Annotated in this window: 20 protein-coding genes and 3 tRNA genes; 14 read left to right on the top strand and 9 right to left on the bottom strand. The window is 65.7% G+C overall.

Annotated features, from left to right (window positions below):
- Positions 1-21: 21 nt before the first annotated feature.
- The 4 genes from QZ772_RS16475 to QZ772_RS16460 are packed head-to-tail and all read left to right on the top strand — an operon-like array spanning position 22 to position 4305.
- Positions 22-1245 (top strand): CoA transferase, encoded by a 1224-nt coding sequence (locus tag QZ772_RS16475; protein ID WP_295528485.1) that lies wholly within the window; start codon positions 22-24, stop codon positions 1243-1245.
- On the top strand, positions 1242-2225 hold the full coding sequence (locus QZ772_RS16470; protein ID WP_295528482.1) for a hydroxymethylglutaryl-CoA lyase: 984 nt from the start codon (positions 1242-1244) through the stop codon (positions 2223-2225). Before QZ772_RS16475 ends, QZ772_RS16470 begins: the two co-directional genes overlap by 4 nt.
- A 38-nt stretch (positions 2226-2263) precedes the next feature.
- The gene (locus tag QZ772_RS16465; RefSeq protein WP_295528480.1) at positions 2264-3265 is read left to right on the top strand and encodes a tripartite tricarboxylate transporter substrate binding protein; all 1002 of its coding nucleotides are present in this window, start codon (positions 2264-2266) and stop codon (positions 3263-3265) included.
- Between the two features lie 56 nt (positions 3266-3321).
- Positions 3322-4305 (top strand): tripartite tricarboxylate transporter substrate binding protein, encoded by a 984-nt coding sequence (locus QZ772_RS16460; protein ID WP_295528476.1) that lies wholly within the window; start codon positions 3322-3324, stop codon positions 4303-4305.
- Positions 4306-4416: 111 nt separating this feature from the next.
- Here the strand turns inward: QZ772_RS16460 and QZ772_RS16455 are convergent, their stop codons facing one another.
- A complete protein-coding gene (locus tag QZ772_RS16455; RefSeq protein ID WP_295528529.1) occupies positions 4417-6405 on the bottom strand; it encodes a gamma-glutamyltransferase family protein in 1989 nt (662 codons plus the stop codon).
- Between the two features lie 158 nt (positions 6406-6563).
- Between QZ772_RS16455 and uvrC the strand changes: the two genes are divergently transcribed.
- The 6 genes from uvrC to QZ772_RS16425 all read left to right on the top strand — a co-directional run bounded on the left by uvrC (position 6564) and on the right by QZ772_RS16425 (position 12237).
- Positions 6564-8603 (top strand): excinuclease ABC subunit UvrC, encoded by a 2040-nt coding sequence (uvrC, locus tag QZ772_RS16450; protein ID WP_295528473.1) that lies wholly within the window; start codon positions 6564-6566, stop codon positions 8601-8603.
- A gap of 76 nt (positions 8604-8679) precedes the next feature.
- A complete protein-coding gene (gene pgsA / locus QZ772_RS16445; protein WP_295528526.1) occupies positions 8680-9255 on the top strand; it encodes a CDP-diacylglycerol--glycerol-3-phosphate 3-phosphatidyltransferase in 576 nt (191 codons plus the stop codon).
- Between the two features lie 144 nt (positions 9256-9399).
- Positions 9400-9747 (top strand): HU family DNA-binding protein, encoded by a 348-nt coding sequence (locus QZ772_RS16440; RefSeq protein ID WP_366510608.1) that lies wholly within the window; start codon positions 9400-9402, stop codon positions 9745-9747.
- A 13-nt stretch (positions 9748-9760) separates the two neighbouring features.
- A tRNA-Val gene (locus QZ772_RS16435) sits at positions 9761-9836 on the top strand.
- A gap of 350 nt (positions 9837-10186) precedes the next feature.
- Complete coding sequence (locus QZ772_RS16430; RefSeq protein ID WP_295528471.1) at positions 10187-12115, top strand: SurA N-terminal domain-containing protein; 1929 nt, start codon at positions 10187-10189, stop codon at positions 12113-12115.
- Positions 12116-12161: 46 nt separating this feature from the next.
- Positions 12162-12237: transfer RNA gene (locus QZ772_RS16425), tRNA-His, on the top strand.
- A gap of 86 nt (positions 12238-12323) precedes the next feature.
- Here QZ772_RS16425 and QZ772_RS16420 read toward each other — a convergent pair.
- Positions 12324-12551: a hypothetical protein gene (locus QZ772_RS16420; protein WP_295528468.1), complete on the bottom strand. Its 228-nt coding sequence runs from the start codon at positions 12549-12551 to the stop codon at positions 12324-12326.
- A gap of 83 nt (positions 12552-12634) precedes the next feature.
- Here QZ772_RS16420 and QZ772_RS16415 point away from each other — a divergent pair, with 83 nt between their 5' ends.
- Together QZ772_RS16415 and QZ772_RS16410 are read left to right on the top strand one after the other, a co-directional pair.
- Positions 12635-12784: a hypothetical protein gene (locus QZ772_RS16415; protein WP_295528466.1), complete on the top strand. Its 150-nt coding sequence runs from the start codon at positions 12635-12637 to the stop codon at positions 12782-12784.
- Between the two features lie 294 nt (positions 12785-13078).
- Positions 13079-13792, top strand: a complete 714-nt coding sequence (locus QZ772_RS16410) for an enoyl-CoA hydratase/isomerase family protein (protein WP_295528463.1) — start codon at positions 13079-13081, stop codon at positions 13790-13792.
- A gap of 114 nt (positions 13793-13906) precedes the next feature.
- On the opposite strand, the gene QZ772_RS16405 is transcribed toward QZ772_RS16410, so the two are convergent.
- The 3 genes from QZ772_RS16405 to QZ772_RS16395 all read right to left on the bottom strand — a co-directional run bounded on the left by QZ772_RS16405 (position 13907) and on the right by QZ772_RS16395 (position 17404).
- Positions 13907-14140, bottom strand: coding sequence for a hypothetical protein (locus tag QZ772_RS16405; RefSeq protein WP_295528461.1), 234 nt, complete (start codon positions 14138-14140; stop codon positions 13907-13909).
- A 518-nt stretch (positions 14141-14658) separates the two neighbouring features.
- Positions 14659-15138, bottom strand: a complete 480-nt coding sequence (locus QZ772_RS16400) for a hypothetical protein (RefSeq protein ID WP_295528459.1) — start codon at positions 15136-15138, stop codon at positions 14659-14661.
- Between the two features lie 406 nt (positions 15139-15544).
- Positions 15545-17404, bottom strand: a complete 1860-nt coding sequence (locus QZ772_RS16395; protein ID WP_295528455.1) for a carboxypeptidase regulatory-like domain-containing protein — start codon at positions 17402-17404, stop codon at positions 15545-15547.
- A 636-nt stretch (positions 17405-18040) separates the two neighbouring features.
- Here QZ772_RS16395 and QZ772_RS16390 point away from each other — a divergent pair.
- Positions 18041-18403 (top strand): hypothetical protein, encoded by a 363-nt coding sequence (locus tag QZ772_RS16390; protein ID WP_295528452.1) that lies wholly within the window; start codon positions 18041-18043, stop codon positions 18401-18403.
- 12 nt (positions 18404-18415) lie between these two features.
- Here the strand turns inward: QZ772_RS16390 and QZ772_RS16385 are convergent, their stop codons facing one another.
- On the bottom strand, positions 18416-18916 hold the full coding sequence (locus tag QZ772_RS16385) for a hypothetical protein (protein WP_295528450.1): 501 nt from the start codon (positions 18914-18916) through the stop codon (positions 18416-18418).
- A gap of 13 nt (positions 18917-18929) precedes the next feature.
- Complete coding sequence (locus tag QZ772_RS16380) at positions 18930-19700, bottom strand: hypothetical protein (protein ID WP_295528448.1); 771 nt, start codon at positions 19698-19700, stop codon at positions 18930-18932.
- Positions 19701-20386: 686 nt separating this feature from the next.
- Here QZ772_RS16380 and QZ772_RS16375 point away from each other — a divergent pair.
- Complete coding sequence (locus QZ772_RS16375) at positions 20387-20752, top strand: hypothetical protein (RefSeq protein WP_295528445.1); 366 nt, start codon at positions 20387-20389, stop codon at positions 20750-20752.
- A gap of 170 nt (positions 20753-20922) precedes the next feature.
- Here the strand turns inward: QZ772_RS16375 and QZ772_RS16370 are convergent.
- Both QZ772_RS16370 and QZ772_RS16365 read right to left on the bottom strand, forming a co-directional pair.
- Positions 20923-20999, bottom strand: a tRNA-Arg gene (locus QZ772_RS16370).
- A 443-nt stretch (positions 21000-21442) separates the two neighbouring features.
- Positions 21443-21924: LysR substrate-binding domain-containing protein (locus tag QZ772_RS16365; RefSeq protein ID WP_295528443.1), on the bottom strand; the 482-nt coding region annotated here is incomplete at its 5' end.

Raw genomic sequence — 21924 nt, 5'->3', positions numbered from 1 at the left:
GGCCTTGCCAGGAGACATCGCGTGGACAGCGGGCACCCATCCTCATCCCCCATCGGCCAGGATGCACTGCAGGGCGTGCGCATCGTGGAGATGGGCCAACTCATCGCCGGCCCCTTCTGCGGCAAGACGCTGGGCGAGTTCGGCGCCGAGGTCATCAAGATCGAGCCGCCCGTCACCGGCGACCCGCTGCGCAACTGGCGGCTGCTGCAGAACGGCACCTCGGTCTGGTGGCAGGTGCAGTCGCGCAACAAGCGCTCGGTGGCGCTGGACCTGCGCGCACCCGAGGGCCAGGAGGTGGCCAGGCGCCTGATCGCCGAGGCCGACGTGCTGATCGAGAACTTCCGCCCCGGCATGCTGGAGGAGTGGGGCCTCGACCCCGAGTCGCTGCAGGCCGCCAACCCGGGGCTGATCGTGCTGCGCATCTCCGGCTTCGGGCAGACCGGGCCCTATCGCGACCAGCCGGGCTTCGGCGTCGTCGGCGAGGCCATGGGCGGTCTGCGCCATCTCACGGGCGAGCCGGGCCGGGTGCCCGTGCGCGTGGGCGTCTCGCTGGGCGACACGCTGGCGGCGCTGCATGGCGCCATTGGCGTGCTGGCGGCGCTCTACCACCGGCAGGCTCACGGCGGGCGCGGCCAGGTGATCGACGTGGCGCTGCACGAGGCGGTCTACAACGTGATGGAAAGCCTGATTCCCGAATACAGCGCCTTCGGCGTGGTGCGCGAGGCTGCGGGCAGCGCGCTGCCCGGCATCGCGCCCAGCAATGCCTATCCGTGTACCGACGGCTGGGTGCTGGTGGCCGGTAATGGCGACAGCATCTTCAAGCGGCTGATGCAGGCCATCGGCCGCCCGGACCTGGCCGCCGCGCCAGACCTCGCCAACAACGCCGGTCGCGTGGCCCGCGTGCAGGAGATCGACGCAGCCATCGCACGCTGGACCACGGGCCGCACGGTGCGCGAGGTGCAGCAAAGCCTGTCCGCCGCCCGCGTACCGGCCGGCAAGGTCTACACCGCCCGCGACATTGCCGAAGACCCGCACTACCGCGCCCGCGACATGCTGCTGACCCAGCAGACGCGCGATGGCGACACGCTCACGGTGCCGGGCATCGTGCCCAAGCTTTCGGCCACGCCGGGCCGCGTGCGCAGTAGCGCGCCGCGCCTGGGCGACGACACCGACGCCGTGCTGGCCGAGGCGGGCCTGAGCGCCAGCCAGATCGCACAGCTTCGCGAGAAGGGAATCATCCAATGACGACCGTGCGCAGTGCCTGGCAGGGCGCCGGGCGCCGCATCCACATGCAGGAGGTCGGCCCCCGCGACGGCCTGCAGATGGAGGCCGCTTTCGTGCCCACCGCGGACAAGATCGCGCTGGTGAACCAGCTGTCGGCCGCGGGGCTGGACAAGATCGAGGTCAGCGCCTTCGTCTCGCCTGCGGCGGTGCCGGCGCTGCGCGACGCCGAGGTCGTGCTGCGCGAGATCGAGCGTCACCCCGGCATCGTCTATGCCGCGCTGGTGCCCAATGTGCGGGGCGCCGAGCGTGCCATCGAGTCGAAGGTGGACGAGCTGAACCTGGTGATGTCCGCCAGCGAGACCCACAACCTGGCCAACCTGCGCATGACGCGGGCGCAGTCGTTCCGCGCGCTGGCCGAGGTGGTGGCGCTGGGCCGCTCGGCGGGCGTTGCGGTGAACGTGTCGCTGTCCTGCGTGTTCGGCTGCCCCATGGAGGGCGAGGTGGCGCTTGACGAGGTGTTCGACCTCGTCGAGCGCTTCGACCAGCTGGGCGCGCACGGCCTCACGCTGTGCGACACCACAGGGATGGCTCATCCGGCGCAGGTGGCACGCGTGGTCGCGATAGCGCGGCTCCGCTGGCCCCGCCAGATCTTCACGCTGCATTTCCACAACACACGCGGCATGGGCCTGGCCAATGTGCTGGCCGCCATCGACGCCGGCGCCGATCGCTTCGACGCCTCCATCGGTGGTCTCGGCGGTTGCCCCTACGCCCCGGGCGCTACCGGCAATGTCTGCACCGAGGAGATCGTGCACGCGCTGCAGTGCATGGACTTCCATGTGGCGGTGGATCTTGCGAGGGTGATGCATGCCGCAGCCCGCCTGCCCGCCCTGATCGGCCACGAGGTGCCCAGCCAGCTGCTGAAAGCCGGCCCGCGGCTGCAACTGCATCCGCCGCCGGCCGATTTCGCGGCCGTGCGCGAGCGCGCCCTGGCCCGCGCCTGACGACCTGGACGACCCCCAACGACAACGGAGACAAGACCATGACGACAACCCCCTTCCCCGCCACCGCCCGCCGCCGCATCACCGTCGGCATCGGCGCCGCGCTGCTCTGCGGCGTTGCCGTCCCGGCCGCCTGGGCCGAGGACGCCTACCCCAGCAAGCCCATCACCGTGGTCGTGCCCCAGGCAGCAGGCGGCGCCAACGACGTCATCGCCCGGGTGGTGGCGCAGCGTCTTTCGCAGCAGTTGGGCCAGACGGTGCTGGTGGACAACAAGCCCGGCGCCGGCGGCACCGTGGCCACGGCCGCCACGGCCCGCGCCAAGCGCGACGGCTACACGTTGCTGCTGACAGCGGATAGCGCCCAGGTGACCAGCCCGGCGCTCTACCGCAACCCGGGCTTCGACCCGGTGAAGGACTTCGAGCCCATCGCGCCCATCGCCACCGCCGGCTATGTGCTGGTCGCCAATCCGTCCTTCCCGGGCCAGAACATGGCCGACCTGATCCGGCTGGCCAAGGCACAGCCGGGCGCCTATTCCTACGCCTCGGCCGGCAACGGCACGCTCAACCACCTGATCGGCGAGATGGTGCAGAAGGCCGCCGGCATCAAGCTCCAGCATGTGCCGTACAAGGGCTCGGCCGCGGCCGCGACCGATGTGGTGGGCGGCCAGGTGCCGCTGTCGGTTCAGAGCCTGCCCTCGGTCATCGCCTTCATCAAGTCGGGCAAGCTCAAGGTGCTGGGCGTGGTCAACCCGCAGCGCATCAAGGCGCTGCCCGATTCGCCCACCATCGGCGAGACGCTGCCGGGCTTCGGCCAGGCACCGTGGTACGCGCTTTTCGCGCCGGCCGGCACGCCCGTGCCCATCGTCACCCGGCTGCAGGCCGAGGTGAACAAGGCACTGGAAAGCCCGGACGTGCTGGAGAAACTGGCCAGCGTGGGCTGCGAGCCTTTCAAGGGCAGCTCGGCCCAACTGGCCGCGCTGGTGCAGTCGGACCTGCGCAAGTGGGCGCAGATCGTGAAGGACACGGGCGCGACGGTGGATTGATGCCGCGGCCGGGCGTTCCGGCCTCCGACTAGCCAATGAAGAACATGGAGCCACGCATGACCCTCACCCGTCAACGCTTCCTGGTGGCCACTGCAGCCGCCTGCCTGCTGCCCTTGCCGCTCGCCAGCCTGGCGCAGGGTTCCTATCCGTCGCGGCCGATCTCGCTCGTGGTGCCCACCGCTACCGGCGGCACCACCGACCTGTCGGCACGCATGCTGGCGCAGCCGCTGGGCTTGGCACTGGGCCAGTCGCTGGTGGTGGAGAACAAGGGCGGCGGCAACGGCGCCATCGCCGCCGGCTTCGTCAAGCGTGCCGAGCCGGACGGCTACACGCTGCTGATGCAGTACTCGGGCTACCACGTCATCACGCCAGTGGTGAGCAAGACGGCCTTGGCCTGGGCGCAGAAGGATTTGCGGCCGGTGGCCAATGTGCTGTCGGCGCCGCAGATCATCGTCGTTCGCGCCGACCTGCCCGTGAAGACACTGGCCGAACTCGTCGCCTATGCCAAGGCGCATCCGGGCCAGCTGAACTACGCCTCGTCGGGCAACGGCTCTCTGCAGCACGTGACCGGCGCCATGCTGGAGCAGCAGGCAGGTGTGCAGATGGTGCATGTTCCCTACAAGGGCACTGGGCCTGCGCTGCAGGACTTGCTGGGCGGGCAGGTGGACCTGACCTTCGGCACCGCGCCGCCCTTTATGCCGCACATTCAGTCGGGCAAGCTGCGCGTGCTGGCCGTGACCGGGGCCAGCCGCCTGCCCAGCCTGCCGGACGTGCCCAGCACCGCGGAAGCGGGCTTTCCGAAGCTGGATGCCAGCTCATGGTTCGCGGTCTTTGCGCCGGCGGCCACGCCAGATGCGGTGGTGCAGAAGCTCGCGGGCGAGATCGGGCGGGTGGTGAACACGCCCACCTTCAGAAAGCTGGCGCAGGACCAGGGCGCCACGGCCGATTTCCAGGACCCGGCGCAACTGGCCGCGCGGGTGACGGCCGACTTGGCGCGCTGGTCCCAACTGGCGAAGTCTGCGCGAATCGAGGTGGATTGAAGGTTGATGGAGGCGAGCAGTCGCCGCTGAAAGAACAAAAGGCGGCGCCATCGGCGCCGCCCTTCGAGGCGAGGCCCGGCTGGCGCCGCGGCCTCGTGCGCATCCCGCGCGTCAGGGCGTGAAGGTGTCGCCCAGCACGATGCCTTCGCGGCGCGGATCGGATCCGCCGCTGAGCACCGTCTTGCCGTTCACCTGGGTGCGGATCACCGTGCTGATGCCGCTGGACTGGGCGCCGACCGAGACCGTGTGACCCAGGGCGCGCAGGCCGGTCACGAGTGGATCGTTGGCGCCGTTGTTGCTCGCATCGATGTTGGGATGCTCGCCACCCACGTTGGTGGTGGCCGAATTGGAGGCGCCGAAGTCCACCATCGACGTTGCCTGCTGCGCGTCCAGCTTCCAGTCCAGCGCGCCGACCAGCGTCTTGGCCACGTACTGGATGATGGTGCCGCCGCCGGGCGAACCGGTGGCCATCGCGAAGTCGCCGGGCGCGCTGCCGTTGAACACCATGGTGGGCGCCATCGTGCTGCGGGGACGCTTGCCCGGTGCGACGCGGTTGGCCACGGGCAGGCCGTTGCTGTCGGTGGGCGACGCGGAGAAGTCCGTGAGCTGGTTGTTCAGCAGGATGCCGCGTGCCATGTGGTAGGAGCCCATGGACGACTCCACCGTGGTCGTCATCGTGACGACGTTGCCGTCCTTGTCGACGATCGTCAGGTGCGTGGTGCCGTTTTCGGGTGTCTTGTCGATGCCCAGCGGGACCGGGCCGAGGTCGCCCGCCACGGCCGTGCCCATGCTCTTGCTGAAGTCGATAAGGTTGGCGCGGGCGCGCATGTAGGTCTTGTTGAGCAGCGTGTCCGGGCTGTTGCCGGGCAGCGGCACGAAGTCGGTGTCGGCCACGTACTTGTCGCGGTCGGCATAGGCCAGGCGCTCGGCCTCGGAGACCAAGTGCACGCCCATCACGGTCGGCTTGCCGCCCTCGAGGTCGACGGCGGTAGGCGCATGCAGCGCCATGTTGAAGTTCTCGAGGATGCCCAGCGTGGAGAGCACGCCGATGCCGCCGGAGGAGGGCGGCGACATGCTGCAGACGTAGTAGGTGCGGTAGGTCGTGCACACCGGGTCACGGCGCTTGGCCCGGTAGTTCTTCAGGTCGTCCAGCGTGGTCACGCCGGGCGTGATGTCCGAGCCGTCGGTGCCCTTTGTGATCCGGATCTTGGCGACGATGTCCTGGGCAATGGGGCCGGTGTACATGGCGTCGGCACCTTGTGCCGCCATGGCCTTGAGCACGCCGGCATAGGCCGGGTTGGTCAGCGTGGTGCCCAGCGGCTTGGGATTGCCGGAGGCATCCAGGAAATACGCCGCCGCCTCGTCGTCACGCTTGAGGTTGGTGGCCGAACCCGCGATGGCCTGCGCCATGCGTCCGCCGATCTTGAAGCCGTTGGTCGCCAGGTTGGTGCCCTCGCCGAACAGGTCCTTCCAGGCCAGCTTGCCGTGGTCGGCCTGGGCCATCTCGAGCATCCGCATCACGCCGGGCGTGCCGATGGAGCGGCCACTGGCGCGGGCGCTGGGCTTGGGCGTGGTCTTGTCGGCGTCGCTGATGTAGCGCAGGTAGTCGGCCGTGGCAGCAGCCGGGGCCGTCTCGCGGCCGTCATAGGCCTCGACCTTCTTCGTCTTGGCATCGAAGTGCAGCAGAAAGGCGCCGCCCGCCAGGCTGCTGGACTGGGGCTCGACCAGCGCCAGAACGGCCTGGACGGCGACGGCCGCGTCGACGGCGCTGCCGCCGGCCTTGAGGATGTCGCAGCCGGCCTTGGTGGCCAGGGGGTGGTTGGCCACCACCATGTAGGTCTTCGAATAGATGACCTTCTTGCCGGGCACATAGCCAGACGCAGGCTCGGGTGCGGCCGGGTCGCCTTGCAGGCCGGACCCGACCACCACCGGGGAGCCGTTGCTGGCGCTCTGGCAGCTGTAGTCCGGCGCTGCGGGGGCGGGCGCAGGCGCCGGCGCGGGGGCAGGCGCGGGGCGGTTGAGGTTGGCCGCGATCAGGGCCGCGGCGACGGCCTGCTGGTTATTGTTGTCGGAGCCGCCACCGCAGGCGGCGACCGACACGGCCAGGGCAAGGGGTGCGACGGCAATCAGCCGCCGCTGGTTCTCAGAGGTTTTCACGGGGTTCCGACTCTTGTAGTTAAACGGAAAGCAAATCATGCTTGATATTGCAATTTTGTGTAGCAGGATTCATTCCGGGATGGCGCGCCACAATGTGCCTCATGTCCGAGGTGCATTCCGAACAACTGCTGGCCGAGGTCGCCGCGCTTCCTTCTCTGCCGGGTGTCTACCGTTACTTCGACGCGAGCGGCGGCGTGCTGTATGTGGGCAAGGCACGCAACCTCAAGCGCCGCGTCTCCAGCTACTTCCAGAAGAACCACGCCGGCACGCGTATCGGCCACATGATCGGCAAGATCGCCCGGATGGAGACCACGGTGGTGCGCTCCGAGGCCGAGGCGCTGCTGCTCGAAAACAACCTCATCAAGACGCTCAAGCCGCGCTACAACATCCTGTTCCGCGACGACAAGAGCTACCCGTACCTCAAGATCACCGGAGTGCGCGACCGCGATGGCAGCGATGGCCTCGCGCCTGGCAGCATTCCGCGCCTGGCCTACTACCGTGGCGCGACGGACCGGCGGCACCGTTACTACGGCCCTTACCCCAGCGCCTGGGCGGTGAAGGAATCCATCCAGCTGCTGCAGAAGGTCTTCAAGCTGCGCACCTGCGAGGACACGGTCTACGGCAACCGTACCCGGCCCTGTCTGCTCTATCAGATCAAGCGCTGCAGCGGCCCGTGCGTGGGCCATGTGGCGCCGGCCGACTATGCGCATGACGTGGCCAACGCCGAGGCCTTTCTGCGTGGCGAGACGCAGCAGGTGCTGGCCGAGCTGGAGGGCCGCATGATGCAGCACGCCGAGCGGCTGGAGTTCGAGCAGGCCGCCGAACTGCGCAACCGCATGTCGGCGCTGTCGCGCGTGTTGCACCAGCAGTCGGTGGAGATCGTGGACGACAAGGACGTGGACATCCTGGCCGTCAAGGTGCAGGGTGGCAAGGCCTGCGTCAATCTGGCCATGGTGCGCGGTGGAAGACATCTGGGCGACCGGGCCTACTTTCCCGCGCATGTGGAGGACGCCTCGGTGCTGCTGCAGCAGGATGCGGCCACCGCCGACGACGACGGCGGTCCGGCCGATGGCATGGAGGAGCGCGGAGAAGAGCGCGCGGACGAGGGCACGCTGGCGCCGTCGGTCGAACGCCAGGTGCTCGAAGCCTTCATCGCCCAGCACTACATCGAAGCCCCGGCGCCGGCCACGCTTGTGCTGGGCGAGGTGGTCGGCCGGGAACTGATCGAAGCCATCGCCCAGCAGGCCGGCCAGCGGGTGACCGCCGTCTTCCAGCCCCGTTCGCAAAGACGGCTGTGGCTGGAGATGGCCCAGAAGAATGCCGACATCCAGCTCGCCCGCCTGCTGGCCGAGGAAGGTTCGCAGCAGGCCCGGACGCGCGCATTGGTCGATGCGCTGGAACTCGCGCCGGACGACCTTGGGCAGTTCCGCATCGAGTGCTTCGACATCTCGCACACGGCGGGCGAGGCGACGCAGGCCTCGTGCGTGGTCTTCGAAGACCATGCGATGCAGAACCGCGAGTACCGCCGCTACAACATCGAAGGCATCACACCGGGCGACGACTATGCCGCCATGCGGCAGGTGCTCATGCGACGCTACGGCAAGATCGCCGAGGCCATGGCCGCCGAAGCGCAGGCGCCTACGCCGGGCGATGGCGGCGGTGCGGATGCGCCACCCGGCACCGTGGGTGCGCGCATGCCCGACCTCGTGCTGGTCGACGGCGGCAAGGGCCAGGTGTCGATGGCCCGCGAAGTCTTCGTCGAACTGGGCCTGCCGCTGTCGTTGGTCGTCGGCGTCGAGAAAGGCGAAGGCCGCAAGGTGGGGCTGGAGGAACTGGTCTTTGCCGATGGCCGAGAGAAGGTCTACCTGGGACGGGATTCGGCGGCCCTGATGCTCATCGCCCAGATCCGAGACGAGGCCCACCGCTTCGCCATCACCGGCATGCGCGCCAAGCGCGCCAAGGTGCGCGTGGGCGGCAGCCAACTGGAGGACATCCCGGGCGTCGGTCCCAAGCGGCGTGCAAGGTTGCTGCAACGCTTCGGCGGCATTCGCGGCGTGGCGGCAGCCAGCGTAGAGGACCTGGCCTCGGTCGATGGCATTGCACGCGACCTCGCCGAAGAGATCTACCGCGCGTTGCATTGATCAGCGCGCGAACGCGGCATCGATCAACGGCATCGGCGAGACCGAGGCGGCGGTGGCCTCATGCCACAATCCGCCGATGTTCTGGACCCTGCCCACCATCATGACCTGGACGCGCATCGTCGCGATTCCCCTGATCGTGGGTGTCTTCTACCTGCCGTTGCCCGAGGGCATGAGGAACCTCATCGCGACGGTCATGTTCGTCGTGTTCGCGGCCACCGACTGGCTCGACGGCTTCCTCGCCCGGCGTCTCAACCAGACCTCGGCGTTCGGCGCCTTCCTCGATCCGGTTGCGGACAAGTTCCTCGTGTGCGCCTCGCTGCTGGTGCTGGTGCACCTCAATCGCGCCGATGTGTTCGTGGCCCTGATCATCATCGGCCGCGAGATTGCGATCTCTGCCTTGCGGGAGTGGATGGCCCAGTTGGGTGCCGGCAAGAGCGTGGCCGTACACATGATCGGCAAGGTCAAGACCACCGTGCAGATGGTGGCGATTCCCTTCCTGCTCTATCAAGGGGTGCTCTTCGACACGATCGACACCGGCCTCTGGGGGCGCTGGCTCATCTGGGCCGCAGGTGTGCTCACGGTGTGGTCGATGGTGTACTACCTGCGCAAGGCCATACCCGAGATTCGGGCCCGTACCGAAGCGCGTGGGTGATTCACTTTGTGAACTTGTTGGTCAAACTGTTTGCAGTTGAGTGCGTTGTGCTTCTGCCTTATTGACACTCCTGGGTCGCATGGTTGTAATCTGCCGCTCGGCCGCCAGGGTCGACGTTTTACGGAATCGCCTCCCTTCCCCCCAATGTCCATGCCGCATGCCCACGGAGGGTCTGCTCGCGCTTCCGACCGCTGCTCAACCTTCCGCCATGAGGCCCTTGTGAACAAGACCGAACTGATCGAACACATCGCCAAGAACGCCGACCTCTCCAAGGCCGCGGCCACGCGAGCCCTGGAGTCCACGTTGGGTGCCATTCGCACCACGCTCAAGAAGGGCGGCTCGGTGTCCCTGGTTGGTTTCGGTACCTTTGCAGTGGGCAAGCGCGCAGCGCGAACGGGGCGCAATCCGCGCACCGGAACTGCGATTAAGATCAAGGCTGCGAAGGTTCCCAAGTTCCGTCCCGGCAAGGCGCTCAAGGACGCACTGAACTGAAGCGAACCATCGGGGGTGCTTAGCTCAGCTGGTAGAGCGGCGCCCTTACAAGGCGTAGGTCGGCGGTTCGAGCCCGTCAGCACCCACCACCCCGATTGATGCGAAGGCCCGGAGCGATCCGGGCCTTTTGCATTGTCGACGGGGACCGCACTCCCACTTGGGTTCGCGTGGCACAGCGCCTGTGAGTGGCCCCGTCGAATCAGCGTCCGTCGGCGGCAAGGCGGGCATGCGGCGCAGCTAGAATCCGCGCGCCGGTTCGACCAGCCGGCGTCAGGGCAGGTGCTGCAAGCAGTCGTACAACAACATCTCTTGCCAGCCAAGGTCAGGGATCGTCCCCGAGCATTCACCCCCTCCGTGACCGGTGGCGGACCTCATGTTCGCCTTTGTTTCTCGTCGTCTCCGCGGGCGCTTTGACGTCCGATCCTAGAGGTGTGCAGGCATGTTTGATTTCTTCCGCAAGTACAACAAGATCGTGATGATCGCCCTGTTCTTGCTGATCATTCCTTCCTTCGTGTTGTTCGGCGTGCAGAACTACACCAACAACGGCGACCGTGGCGATGTGGTGGCGTCCGTCGACGGGCAGTCGATCACACGTACCGAGTGGGAGCAGCAACACCGCAACGAAACCGACCGGCTGCGTCAGCAGATGCCCAGTCTCGACGCGTCGGTCTTCGATACCGACGCTGCGCGCTACGCCACGCTGGAGCGCATGGTGCGCAATCGCGTGCTCAGCGCAGCGGCGCTCAAGACCAACATGACCGTGTCGGACGACCGGCTGACCCGTGTCTTTTCAGAGGACGCGGGACTGGCGAGCTTCCGTGACGACAAGGGCAACTTCGACCGACAGCGCTTCATCATGGCGACCGGTCGTACGCCCGAGCAGGTCGAGGCGGCCGTGCGCGCCGATCTCGCGACGCAGCAACTGCTCGGTGGCGTGACGGGCTCGGCCGCACCGAACCCTGCGCTGCTCGATGTGCTGAGCAATGCGATGCGCGAGCGCCGCGAGGTTCAGGTGGCGCGATTCTCGCCAGCCGAGTTCAGCGCCAAGGTCTCGGTGTCCGATGCCGATCTCGAGGCCTATTACAAGAGCCATACCGCCAGCTATCAGCTGCCGGAGCAGGCCGATGTCGAGTACATCGTGCTCAACATGGACGCGGTCAAGAAGACGATCACCGTGCCGGAGGCGGACCTCAAGGCCTACTACGAGCAGAACAAGGACCGCTTCGGCACCAAGGAAGAACGCAAGGCCGCGCACATCCTCATCGCCGCGGGCAAGGACGCTCCCGCTGCCGAACGCGCCAAGGCCAAGGCCCGTGCCGAAGAACTGCTGGACGAGGTTCGCAAGAACCCCGCGAGCTTCGGCGAGCTCGCCAAGAAGAACTCGCAGGACCCGGGCTCTGCCGCACAAGGGGGCGCGCTCGACTTCGTGACGCGCGGCGCCATGGTCAAGCCCTTCGAAGACGCGATGTTCGCGCTCAAAAAGGGCGAGATCAGCAACGTGGTGGAAACCGACTACGGCTATCACATCATTCGCCTGGACGACATCAAGCCGGGCGTGGTGCCTCCCTTCGAGCAGGTGCGTGCGCGCATCGAGGACGAGATCCGCGGCCAGCAGGCCTCGCAGGCCTTTGCCAAGCAGGCCGACGCGCTGTCCGACCTGGTCTATCAGCAGGCCGACAGCCTGCAACCTGCGGCGGATGCACTCAAGCTGCCGATCCAGAAGGCGCAAGGCGTGGGTCGCACGCCGGTGCAGGGGGCGCAGGGCCCGCTGGGCAATCGCGCCTTCATCAATGCGCTGTTCTCGGCCGACACGTTGGAGCGCAAGCACAACACCGAGGCGGTCGACCTCGGCGGCAATCAGCTGGCGGTGGGCCGCGTGACGCGTCACGTGCCCGCGCGCACTCAGACCTTCGATGAAGTGAAGGCCCGCGTGCGTGAGCAACTGGTGGCCGAGCGTGCTGCCGCGGCAGCCAAGACAGAGGGCGAAGCCAAGCTCAAGGCGTGGGAGGGTACTTCGGGTACCTCGCTGCCGGCAGGCCTGGGCCAGCCCGTGACTGTCTCTCGCACCGACGCCGCCAGCGGGCAGCCGGCGGCCGTCGTCGAGGCAGCGTTGCGTGCCGATCCGTCCAAGCTACCGGCCTGGGTGGGTGTGGATCTTGGCGCCCAGGGGTATGCCGTGCTGCGCGTCAACAAAACGCTGCCGCCGGCCGACGTGCCTGCGGAGCAGCGCCAACAGGAGCGCACGCAGCTGTCGCAGGCCATGTCGAGCGCTGAGGCCGAGGCCTACTACGCCATGCTCAAGGATCGCTTCAAGGCCACCATCAAGGTGCCGCGTCCCTCGGGCAATCCGGCGGTCGTGATCCAATAATTGGAGGTAGGGCAGAAATTTTCCGCTATACTTCGCAGTTCTCTCGGTGGCTGTAGCTCAGTTGGTAGAGTCCCAGATTGTGATTCTGGTCGTCGTGGGTTCGAGTCCCATCAGCCACCCCAAACGTTCTTGATTGAAGCCCGTGATTCCACGGGCTTTTTTCTTGTCCGGACGCTTCGCCCTCCCGATCCTCGGCCCCGCGTGCCACTCACGGTGAAGTCGCCGTGAAGCCCAATTGACCGGTGTAGGTGCCAGCCGTTAGCGCCGTGGTCGGCGAATAGCTAAAGGTCCAGGTGGCGGTCTGCTGCGTCACTTTGTTGGTGAAGCCGGTCGGCGTGACGGTGATCGTGAGCCCGGTGCCCGAGGCTGGTACGGGCGGCGGCGGCAGGCCGGCATTGCTGGAGCTGATGGCGACATCGCTTATCGGCAGTGTCACGGTGCCGCTGCTGAGCGCTTGCAGCACCTGCGCTTTCAGGCTGACGGTTCCGGCGACCGGCCAGCCTGGGCACCTGCTCCAAGGTGACGCCGGCCAATCTTTCACCGGACAGCCCCAAGGAATGCAGCGTCACGCAGACGGCGGGCGGTACCGGCTCGATCACATGGACCTTCTCCGGCTCGCTGCCGTCGGGCGGCTCGGGCGCGGTGCTTTACCGCGTGAAGGTCAACTGAGGGCGGCATGCCGCAGGGGCAAGCGCGGTGCCGCGGGGCATGGCGCGTGCACCGAAGCGGGGAGGGCGAGCGGTCGCTGCGTTGAACGGCTGCCGCCTTGCCATTGACAAGCGCTGTGCGTTTCGGCTGTGCGCGTGCACGGTGTAGCCATGAAGAACAAAGTGTTCAATGGCAGGCTTCCTGCTTGCCTGCGGGGTCGGCCGGCGGTCGCGCAACGCAGGGGCCGAGGTCTCGAGGTGGGTGATGGCCGGTCGGCGCAACCGTGCCTTCTCACCACATCAGGGACCGATATCGATGAGCACTTTTGAATCCGTCGCAGCCGTTGCCACTGCAGCAACCCATGCGGCCAACCCCGAACCCGCGACCGACCTTCCACAGCTGAGCCATGCCGGTGGCATCAGCACCATCCGGCTCAACCGGCCGGGCAGCAGCAACTGGCTGCGCGATCAGGATCTGCGCTGGCTGCTGGCCACGCTGGCCGAATTGCACGCCAACCCGATGGTTCGCGTGGTCGTGCTGACGGCCCAGACGGGCGGCCAAGGGCGGCCGGTGTTCTGCGGGGGCTACGAGTACATCGAGGCGGCCAAGGAGCGTTACGATCCCACCTTGCTCGACAAGGTGGCCCGCGCGCTGGAAGGACTGCGGCCGATCACGCTGTGCGCCATGAATGGCAGCTGCATCGGGCCGGCGCTGGACCTGGTGCTGGCCTGCGATCTGCGCGTGGCGGGCGCGGGCGCCCAACTCGCCATGCCCCTGGGCATGAGCGGCTTCAACAACCGCCACACCTTCGTGCGCGCCGTCAAGCAGCTGGGCATGAACGGCGCGAAGCGCCTGTTCCTTGCGGGCCGGCCGATGGGGGCGGAGGACCCGGCGGTGCGAGGCCTGTTCGAGGCCGTTCCGCGGCCCGAATTGTTCGAGTCCTACGTGGGCACGCTGGCGCGGCAGATCGCAGCCATGGAGCCGGCCGCGCTGCAGATCATCAAGCGCAAGCTGACCGACGCCGTGTAGCCGGCAAAAAAACGGCCCCCGAAGGGGCCGCAAGGATTCCAAGCTAAGACATACAGGGAGGAAAGACGCTTGGATCCGAACTCTGGAGGCCAGGGCCGGCGGTGGTGGTCGAGACTAGCCTTGGCGCAGGATGGACACGAGGTCTAGAACTCCCTGTGCGGAAATCAGTTCGAGCTTGAAAGCAAGGAAGAGGGCGTAGGTCAGAAGAAGAAGCGTCAACATGACGAACAGGCGCCGCCTTTCCTGGCGACCCTGTTCCAGTTCCTCGTTGCGGCAGCCGCAAAGAGGGCACCGCGGCGCATTGGCCGCCATGAGGGTGCTGCAGCGGTGACAGTTGATCAATCTCATTTGGCACATCTGCCTGAACAATCTATTTCGAACCGAGCGGGGCAGGGCCCGCACTCGCAGTTTAAGCGCCGACAACGCTTGTACAGCCCTGACCTACTGAACAACAAGAGAATTGTTCATCGGTTGCTGCGTAATTGACGACAGTCATGAGGACTTTCCCCCGCGCGCTCTCTGTTTTTTTTATCCAATGAAGGTGAATCAGGAATGCTTTGATGCTTGATTCGTCATTGAAAGCATTTTTGTATATGTCGGTTTTATTTTTTGTGATTTGACAGCGTCGAAGATATTTGCTCTTTATTCTGTCGGTGGGAATCGTTTTCCGAGAAGGTGATTCTGCTCATTTGATGGGCAGCGTAAGCAAACCAATGACGCAGAAGGACTTTTTCTGGCTGCGCCGTTGTTTTTCCCAGAGATATCCACAAAAGTCGTGGGCAACTCGCCGGGGTGAGGCCACAGGACAGCACCGAGAGGACCGGCGCGCCGCCGCCATGCATTGCGCGGCGGCGACGCGAGCGCGTTCAGGCCAGCAGTTGCCGCAGGTAGTCCTTCTCAAGCTCCGACAGACGGGACAGCAGGAAGTAGTACTGATCGTCGAAGGCGCTCACGAACGAAGCCGCCTCCTGCGCGAAGGCGCCGTTGAGCACGACCTGGAGCGCCGTTTCCTCGTCCAGGGGACGGCAGCATTGCGCGGCGAGTGCCAATGCGGCCGCCACGCCCAATCGCAGGAAGATGAATTTGCGCATCCGCGCCTCGAGCGGCGCATTCCCGATCTTGGCCACGCACAGCGAATCGCGCCCGGCGAGCGATCCCGCATAGTCGAGCAGGCTGCCCATGGCCCGCGAAAAGATTTCCGGATAGCGCAGCGGTGTGCCGCGGAAGAAACTCACCATAGCCTCGTCTGGTCGCATGATCTTTCTCTTTGCTGCAGGGATGTCGTTCACACGACGCGGTTGATCCGCGCCGGCGCTCGGCGTGCATCCGCCCAGTTGCGGGTGCACGCACCAATGCAGGCGGCAAGCACAAAGCATGCGCAATGGCTGTTTTACCTAATCTGGCTATTTCGGCGGAATCTTCAGAAAAAGACAGTGGCGGTTAATCGAAATTCGCGCACGGATGCACCAAACCCGAGCCTCGATGTGAAGAATTTCATACTTCAAGGTCGCGTGTGGTCGAATCCATGCCGGCGGCCGGGTTAGTGGAGAAAATGCCGACCGAGGTTGTGCTGTTCGGGTGGCGGTTTCTGAGGTTCTGGCCATCCGATCGTTGGAAATCCTCCCTCCTTTCCCTGGCAACCTCTTCGACCTGCTTCGCGCAGGTCTTTTTTTGCCGACACTGACGCCGACGCCGCGCACGTCGCCGAGCGTGCGGGCCGGCCCGCTTCGATGGCCGGCCCCGCTCATGCGGTCACTGGAGCTTGTAGAGCCCCACGGCGTAGCTGCTTTCCGATTGCTTCCGGTTGGTCGACTGGAGCAGGAAGGTGTTCAGCGTGACGTTGGCGGCGTACTTGGTCGTGTCCGTGCTGTCGCAGTGCTTGTCCGACTGCGTCTGCGCCGAGCAGTAGACGACGACACTGCGCGCCGTGCTGCGCATGTTGGCCGTGTCGTTGAAGCCCGCGCCCGACTGGCCTGCGGTGGTGCTGCCGAAGGGGGCCTTGCCGAAGACGGACAGCTGTGTGGGCGGCAGCACGCCGTCGGGCACGCTCCAGCCAGCGCCGCCGCCGTCCGTGCTGAAGTCGACCCAGTCCGGCGCGCTGAACGTGAAGTAGCCCTTGGCGGAGGCGCCGACGAGCGCGCTGCGCATACCGCTCGTGAGCGACACGCGCGCCTGTTGCCGCAGCTCCTTGATGCTGCGCGGCCGGGTCAGCGTCCGGGTGGTTTGAATGACGTTCGACTTCGCCTTGTCGGTATGGAAGAACTCGATGGTCCACACGCCCAGGTTGTCGAGGGCTGCCATCTGGGCGTCGGTCATCTGGGTGGGGGCGTACACCAGCCCGCTTTCCTTGTCGGACGGATTGCCCGCGGTGGCCGTGTTGTCGTAGCCACCCTGAAGCCGGTAGGCCGAGGTGCCGCTGATGGTGCCGTCGGTCAGCTTGAAGCGCAGGGACGAATAGCCGGCGCTGGCATACAGCGTGAGTGCCTCTCCCCACGGCGCGGTCACCACGGCCTTGGTGAAGATGGGATCGCCATTGCTGTCCGTGATGTTCGGGATGGAGATGTCGTAGCCCGACCCGTAGTGGCTGTAGGCGGGCGTGTTGACCAGCTCACGGAACTGTTCGTAGGGCTGGACGGTGGCCTTGTAGGCGTTGCCGTTGCCCACCACCTTGAGCACGCCGGACACGTTGCGCGCAAGCAGGGTGTCGAAGGCGACGTTGCCCTTGGTGTCGGTGCTCCGGTAGCTGAGCACCATGTCACCGTTGGCGCGGAAGAACTCCACGTTGGCGGCGTCCCACACCACGCCCGTGGCACCCGCGCGGAAGAGGCTGGCGAAGGCACCGGCGTTGCTGGCGTTGCGGCCGACGTAGTTGCCGTTGCTGTAGAAGGTCGAGGGGTCGTCGTTGAGGAACAGCGCCTTGCACAGGGCCGCGCTCACGTCGGTCGCCGTGCCCGTCGCATCCTTGGTGTCGCTGGCGGCCGTGGAGACGCGCTGGGTCAGGGGCATGGCGTAGCAGCTCGTGAACCGCGCCATCAGGTCCGCGACGACCGTGGGGCCGGGAACCGCGGCGACGACCACGTTCGAAGGTGCGGACGGGATCGCCGTGTCCGCGCTGCTGAAGTGCAGCGTGGCGGTCGAGCCGTCGGCCGTCTTGATGGCGATGTCGATGTTGGCCTGGCTGCCATCGGGCCGCACGGTGACGTTGAGCGTGTCCAGCAGCTTGTCCTGCCCCGACCCATCGGCCGCGAACGTGCCGGTGAGGAAGTCCGACGCGGGCACGCCGAGCGCGGCGAGCACCGGCGCCAGGGCTGTGTTGAGCGCACTGACCTGCTTCGAGATGGCATCCGCCGAAGCGGCGTTCGGCGAAGTCTGGATCAGCCCCTCGATGCTCGCCGGGTTGCCGTCCGGGGTGAGGCGGGAGACCACCACGGTGGTGAGGGGGCTCACATTGGCCGTGCCGCCGGCCGTGCCGATGGCGCTGTAGTAGACGGCATCGTCGCTGGTGGCCTTCACTACCAGCGGCGCCTTCGTGTCCGTGGGCAGCGAGCAGGCATAGCGGCCCAGGCTGTCCGTGGTGGTGGCGCAGACTGCGACGCCGCGCTGGTCGATCACGGTGATGGTGGCATTGGCCAGCGGTGCACCGGTCGCGGCAACGCCTGCCAGGCTGCCGGTCGCTGGCGAAGGGGCCGGTGCCGGCGCCGGGCTGGCCGCGGGTGTGCTCGAAGCGGCGAGCGGGAAGAATGCGCCACCGCTCCCCCCCCCCCGCCACAGGCGCCCAGTCCCAGGCTTGTTCCCACGAGCACAGGCAGCCAGCAACGATTCCAGACCATATTCATTTCGTCCTTTTCAAGTTTTTATGCGCACATGCGCGGAGCCGGCATGGTCGACGGAGAAGGACGCAGGAGAAATCCCATTTTTGAAGGATGGTGAGTTCAATACGTAAAAATCGTCACGTCGATTGTGGATTTATTCGTGCCAAAGAGAAAGAAAGTTTTTTCAATTTTGACTGTCTGGCGCCTTGTCGAGTGACTCGCGCGTCAATCGCTGGGATGCGGACGCGGCCGCAGTGTGACGGGTATTGAATTTGCCGCAGTGCCGAACGAGGCAGTCGCAACGAGAAAAAAGCACCCATCAACAATTGCAGCTTTTTTGCTTCAAATCCCCTAAACCAGAACTTCATTGACATTGCGGCAAGGGAGCGAACACACTGGTCTCCAGAGCCAAAACGGCTGGGTCAGGGAGTGCGCCATGGAAGCGCTGAATTCTTATGCGAGGCTCCATTGGGCAGGTCGCCTGCCGCTATGGATGGCCGGCGGTATCAATGGCGCACTGGTGGGTGTGCTCGCCGCGCTGGGCGGACTGGTGGTGTTCCGCTGGGCGAGCGCCTGGCAGCCTCGATCAGGAGTGGGGCCTCTCTTTGCGCACCTGCGTGGGCTCTACCTCCTGGTCTTCGTGAACATGGCGATCTGCCTGTGGTGCGCGGTCGGCGCCTGGCGATCGGCCTGTCGCTACTCGCTCGACCGCCCGGCCTCATGGGGCATGCTGGTCAAGCTTGTGCTGATCCTTACCGTCTGTTTTTGGGTCTATCACTTGCGGACGGGAATTGGCTAGCGCGATGCGCCGCTATTTGGCGGGCATCAGGATCAATTTCTCCCGGCTCGGGAGTTCTTTGAGGTTGGCGGCCGAAGGCAAGGCCTTGACCGGCCCGACCTGAATAGGAATGGACGTTGCCGAACTGGCGCCTCGTTGCCTGGTGAATACGTTAAGGTAGAAGGTTCCCTGTGCTCCCGGAGTGACGGTCACGGGCCATGAAGACTCTCCCAACGGAAGCGTCCAGGCCATCGCCGAAGTACTGACTGCCAAGCCTGATTCGGCCTGCAGTTCTACGGTGGCGCCCGGTTCCTGTAAACCGGCGAAGACCAGGATCACGGGAATTGCCTGATTGGGCGAAGGTGTGGCGTCGACGCTGTATTGCAGACGAATTCCGGAGCCGTTCGGTTTGCTCGGCGCTGTAATCCACTGGCGTGCGGGAACAGGTGCCGGCGGCTCGGCGCCCGCGTTATTGGCGAGCATCAATGCGGTGACCAAAACGGGCAGATGGCCGAATTCAAAAGGCTTGCGCATACGAATATTCTTTTCAGTTGACGGTGACCGTGAAGCAGGTGTTGGCGGAGGATTCTTCGTAGTCGTTGATCACCAACACGGCCGGCCCCACTGCCAGCGGGAACGTTGCCGACTCGGTGCCTTGCTTGGCGTTCCAGGCGCCACCCACGATCCGTCGCTGATAGACGGCCACATCCGGATCCGATGTCGCCGGTCCGCTGATGGAAACGGTGTAGTTGCGCGCCTGGGAAACGGCAAGCTTCAGATAGGCATGGGTGCCCAGTTTGTTGTTGTTTCGGTTCGGGTCGGCCTGATTGGTCACGCACACCTGCTGCGGCGTTCCGACGCTGACCGTTGTGTAGAGCGGCAAGGCAAAGGCGCCGAGTCCGCCGTCGTTGACCTCGTTGGCAGCGAAGGCGTCGCTGGGCGGCGTGATGCCCTGTGCCGCCAGCAGGCTGTTCAATGCCGAGATGTCCGTCGCTGACGCCACGGCCTGAAAGGCCGCAGCGAAGGCGTGAATCGATGTGACGGCTGGCGTGCTCGCCAGACCCGTCATGGCCTTGTGGATCGGCGCGAACCCTGTGCTTGCGTTGAGATTCCACAGGACGGACTGAACGGTTGTTTCGCTGATCCAGCCCGCGGCGCTTGACGCTGGCGTGCTCACGTCGAATGCGAAACCCTGTGCCTGTTGCACGCCTGCGGAATCCGAATAGATTTTTGTGCGCAATGCCGGACCATGCGTTGCCCCAGCCTTCCGAAAAGGCAAGCCGCCGGTCGAGCAGCTTGCCCAGGCTGTGCGCGCCACCAGGGGAATCGTCGCGCGAGAACGCGGACTGGTAGTAATGACCCCACTCGTGCGTGACGACAGTGCTGTCGTATTCGTCGGTGTCGACGTTCTCGCTGCCCAGAATATAAATGCTCTTGGTGCCCCCAGAGGAAGTTTCATCGGTGAAATAGGAGGTTCCGATCTGACCGAGCGAGACGCTGCCCGCCGCGGGCCGATTATTCGGGCTCCAAAAAACCCTCAAAGCGGGAAAAGAAGCGCCCGGGGCCACCGACAGAATTTTGGTTTGCGCCGTGTAGACAGCGTCCAGCAATGCAAACGGTGCTGCCACCCGTTCTGCGCCATACGAGGTATTCGTCCAACCGGTTGGCGCACGAAGATCCTGGGTGACCGCAGAGGTCGTCGCCACAAAATAGCCGCCCTGCATGCCATAGAGGCCATTCGATTGCGTATTGTCCCGCACGGTGACATCCCAGGCGCCATCGGCGCCGCTATGAAGAAGCTGCGCCCTCACACGGACGGCAAGCGTGGTCCCTGTAGGAATCGACACGGAATACCGGCCATCCGCGTCCGTGACGGTGGAGGCTTTGACCGTTCCGACAGCGTCGACGACGTCGAGTGCGGCGCCACGTACCGGCTTGATCACCGTTGCCGCATAGTTGAGCGCGCCGCCCGTACTGGGAACCGAGTCGAAGGTGATGCGTCCCGTGAGCATCGCAGTGGTCGCTGTCGAGGCGGAACTGCCGCTCGCGGTGCCACTGCTGGCGCTGTTTCCCGAACCTGAAATTGGAAGGACGGCGCCACTGCCGCCCCCGCCGCCGCCGCCGCCACAGGAAACCAGGAGCACCGCAAAGCCCAAAAGAACTGGGCGCAAGCATCGACCAGACATTCAACCTCTCTTTTTTAATAAGCCGCGCAAGAGTAAGAGCAGCGACGCGCAGGGTCAATGCGGGAGAGAAAGAGAGGTCGAAAATCGCCGATTGATTCTCGGATCAGGTGATATCTTTGAAATTACCTCAATATCTTGCGGAACAGGAGAAGAAATTCCTGATTATTTGTTGCAAGGGATGTAGGGGAGTTATTTTTCGGTCGTTGCGCACGGGTTGGATCAGCGCTCGGTCCAGTTCCGGACGGCCACTTCAACGGCGGGCCCGCCGGCATCGACGTGGGGTCTGCGGGGAGGTCCTGGGGTGGGAAATCCATGGACGCGGGCCCTGACGGGCCACATCCTGACTTTGTTGGATGGCCTGCCCGGAGGGGCTCGAACCCCCGACCTGCTGCTTAGAAGGCAGCTGCTCTATCCAGTTGAGCTACGGGCAGTGAAGAAGGACAGCGCGTCTGCCGCAAACCCCATGAAGAGCGGCGGCATGGCTGCCTGCGCAGCCGGGCATTCTAGGGCAGTGAGGGGGGCCGCCGGGCGCGTTTGGTCGGCCTCGTTGCCGGGCGCGCGGTCACGCCATCCGCACGACGATCACCAGCACCAAACAGACGGCAAGCACGGCCAGGATGGTCTTGCCGATGCGGTCTGCCCTCCGCCGAGCCGTGTACTGCTTGTGGTCCATGACTCAAATGTCCTCTCACGATGTGACGGGGGCCTGACGCAATGTGGGAAGTTCGCGGGCGCCGGGCCTGTGTATGCGGACGCCCAAGTCCGCGCCCAAGCGATCTTCGTGCCCGCCGAGGCCGCATTGGCGTCACAGCGCGTCGGGCGCTCGGGCGTTCGACCTGCCGAAAGGCGCAAGGATTCTAAAAGCTACCGTTTGTCACTTCGGCGAAATTCTTTGTCGGCGTGAGATTCGAGAGCGGACCGGCGGCGGACTCGCCACGCGGCGCAGGGCGTCGGCGAAGGCCGTGAGAATCGGCGGATGCGGCAGCGCGTCCCGCCGCAGGAACAGGCCGAAGGATGGCAACGGAACGCGGGGCTCGACCTCCACCCGGCGCACGCCGCCACGCGCCAGTTCGTCCGCGGCGTGCTCGCGCCGCACGGCGCACATCAGGGCGGGATCCGCGCGCAGCAGCGCTCCCATGGTCACGGAGGACATGACTTCGATCACCGGCGCTGGCGGCGCGACGGCATCGTTCAGAAAGGCCGTCATGAACGCCTGCCGCACCAGCGTGTCGCGCGGCGGCGCCATCCATGCGGCATCGCGCAGGTCGGCCCAGCGCAACGGCCCCTTGCCGGCGCGCGGGGCTGGGCCTGCCGTCAGCACGCACAGCTCGTCCTCCAGCATCAGCACCGGCTCCA

The sequence above is a fragment of the uncultured Pseudacidovorax sp. genome (genome assembly GCF_913773995.1).
Lineage (GTDB): Bacteria > Pseudomonadota > Gammaproteobacteria > Burkholderiales > Burkholderiaceae_C > Xenophilus.
The sequence above is the reverse complement of the archived record's forward strand: the minus strand, read 5'-3'. Positions and strand labels throughout refer to the sequence as shown.

Coding starts and splice junctions, on each gene's coding strand:
- QZ772_RS16430 (WP_295528471.1), top strand. CDS start 10,187: ATGTTTGATTTCTTCCGCAAGTACAACAAGATCGTGATGATCGCCCTG.
- QZ772_RS16405 (WP_295528461.1), bottom strand. CDS start 14,140: ATGAGATTGATCAACTGTCACCGCTGCAGCACCCTCATGGCGGCCAAT.
- QZ772_RS16470 (WP_295528482.1), top strand. CDS start 1,242: ATGACGACCGTGCGCAGTGCCTGGCAGGGCGCCGGGCGCCGCATCCAC.
- uvrC (WP_295528473.1), top strand. CDS start 6,564: ATGTCCGAGGTGCATTCCGAACAACTGCTGGCCGAGGTCGCCGCGCTT.
- QZ772_RS16465 (WP_295528480.1), top strand. CDS start 2,264: ATGACGACAACCCCCTTCCCCGCCACCGCCCGCCGCCGCATCACCGTC.
- QZ772_RS16460 (WP_295528476.1), top strand. CDS start 3,322: ATGACCCTCACCCGTCAACGCTTCCTGGTGGCCACTGCAGCCGCCTGC.
- pgsA (WP_295528526.1), top strand. CDS start 8,680: ATGTTCTGGACCCTGCCCACCATCATGACCTGGACGCGCATCGTCGCG.
- QZ772_RS16410 (WP_295528463.1), top strand. CDS start 13,079: ATGAGCACTTTTGAATCCGTCGCAGCCGTTGCCACTGCAGCAACCCAT.
- QZ772_RS16440 (WP_366510608.1), top strand. CDS start 9,400: ATGTCCATGCCGCATGCCCACGGAGGGTCTGCTCGCGCTTCCGACCGC.
- QZ772_RS16390 (WP_295528452.1), top strand. CDS start 18,041: ATGGAAGCGCTGAATTCTTATGCGAGGCTCCATTGGGCAGGTCGCCTG.
- QZ772_RS16385 (WP_295528450.1), bottom strand. CDS start 18,916: ATGCGCAAGCCTTTTGAATTCGGCCATCTGCCCGTTTTGGTCACCGCA.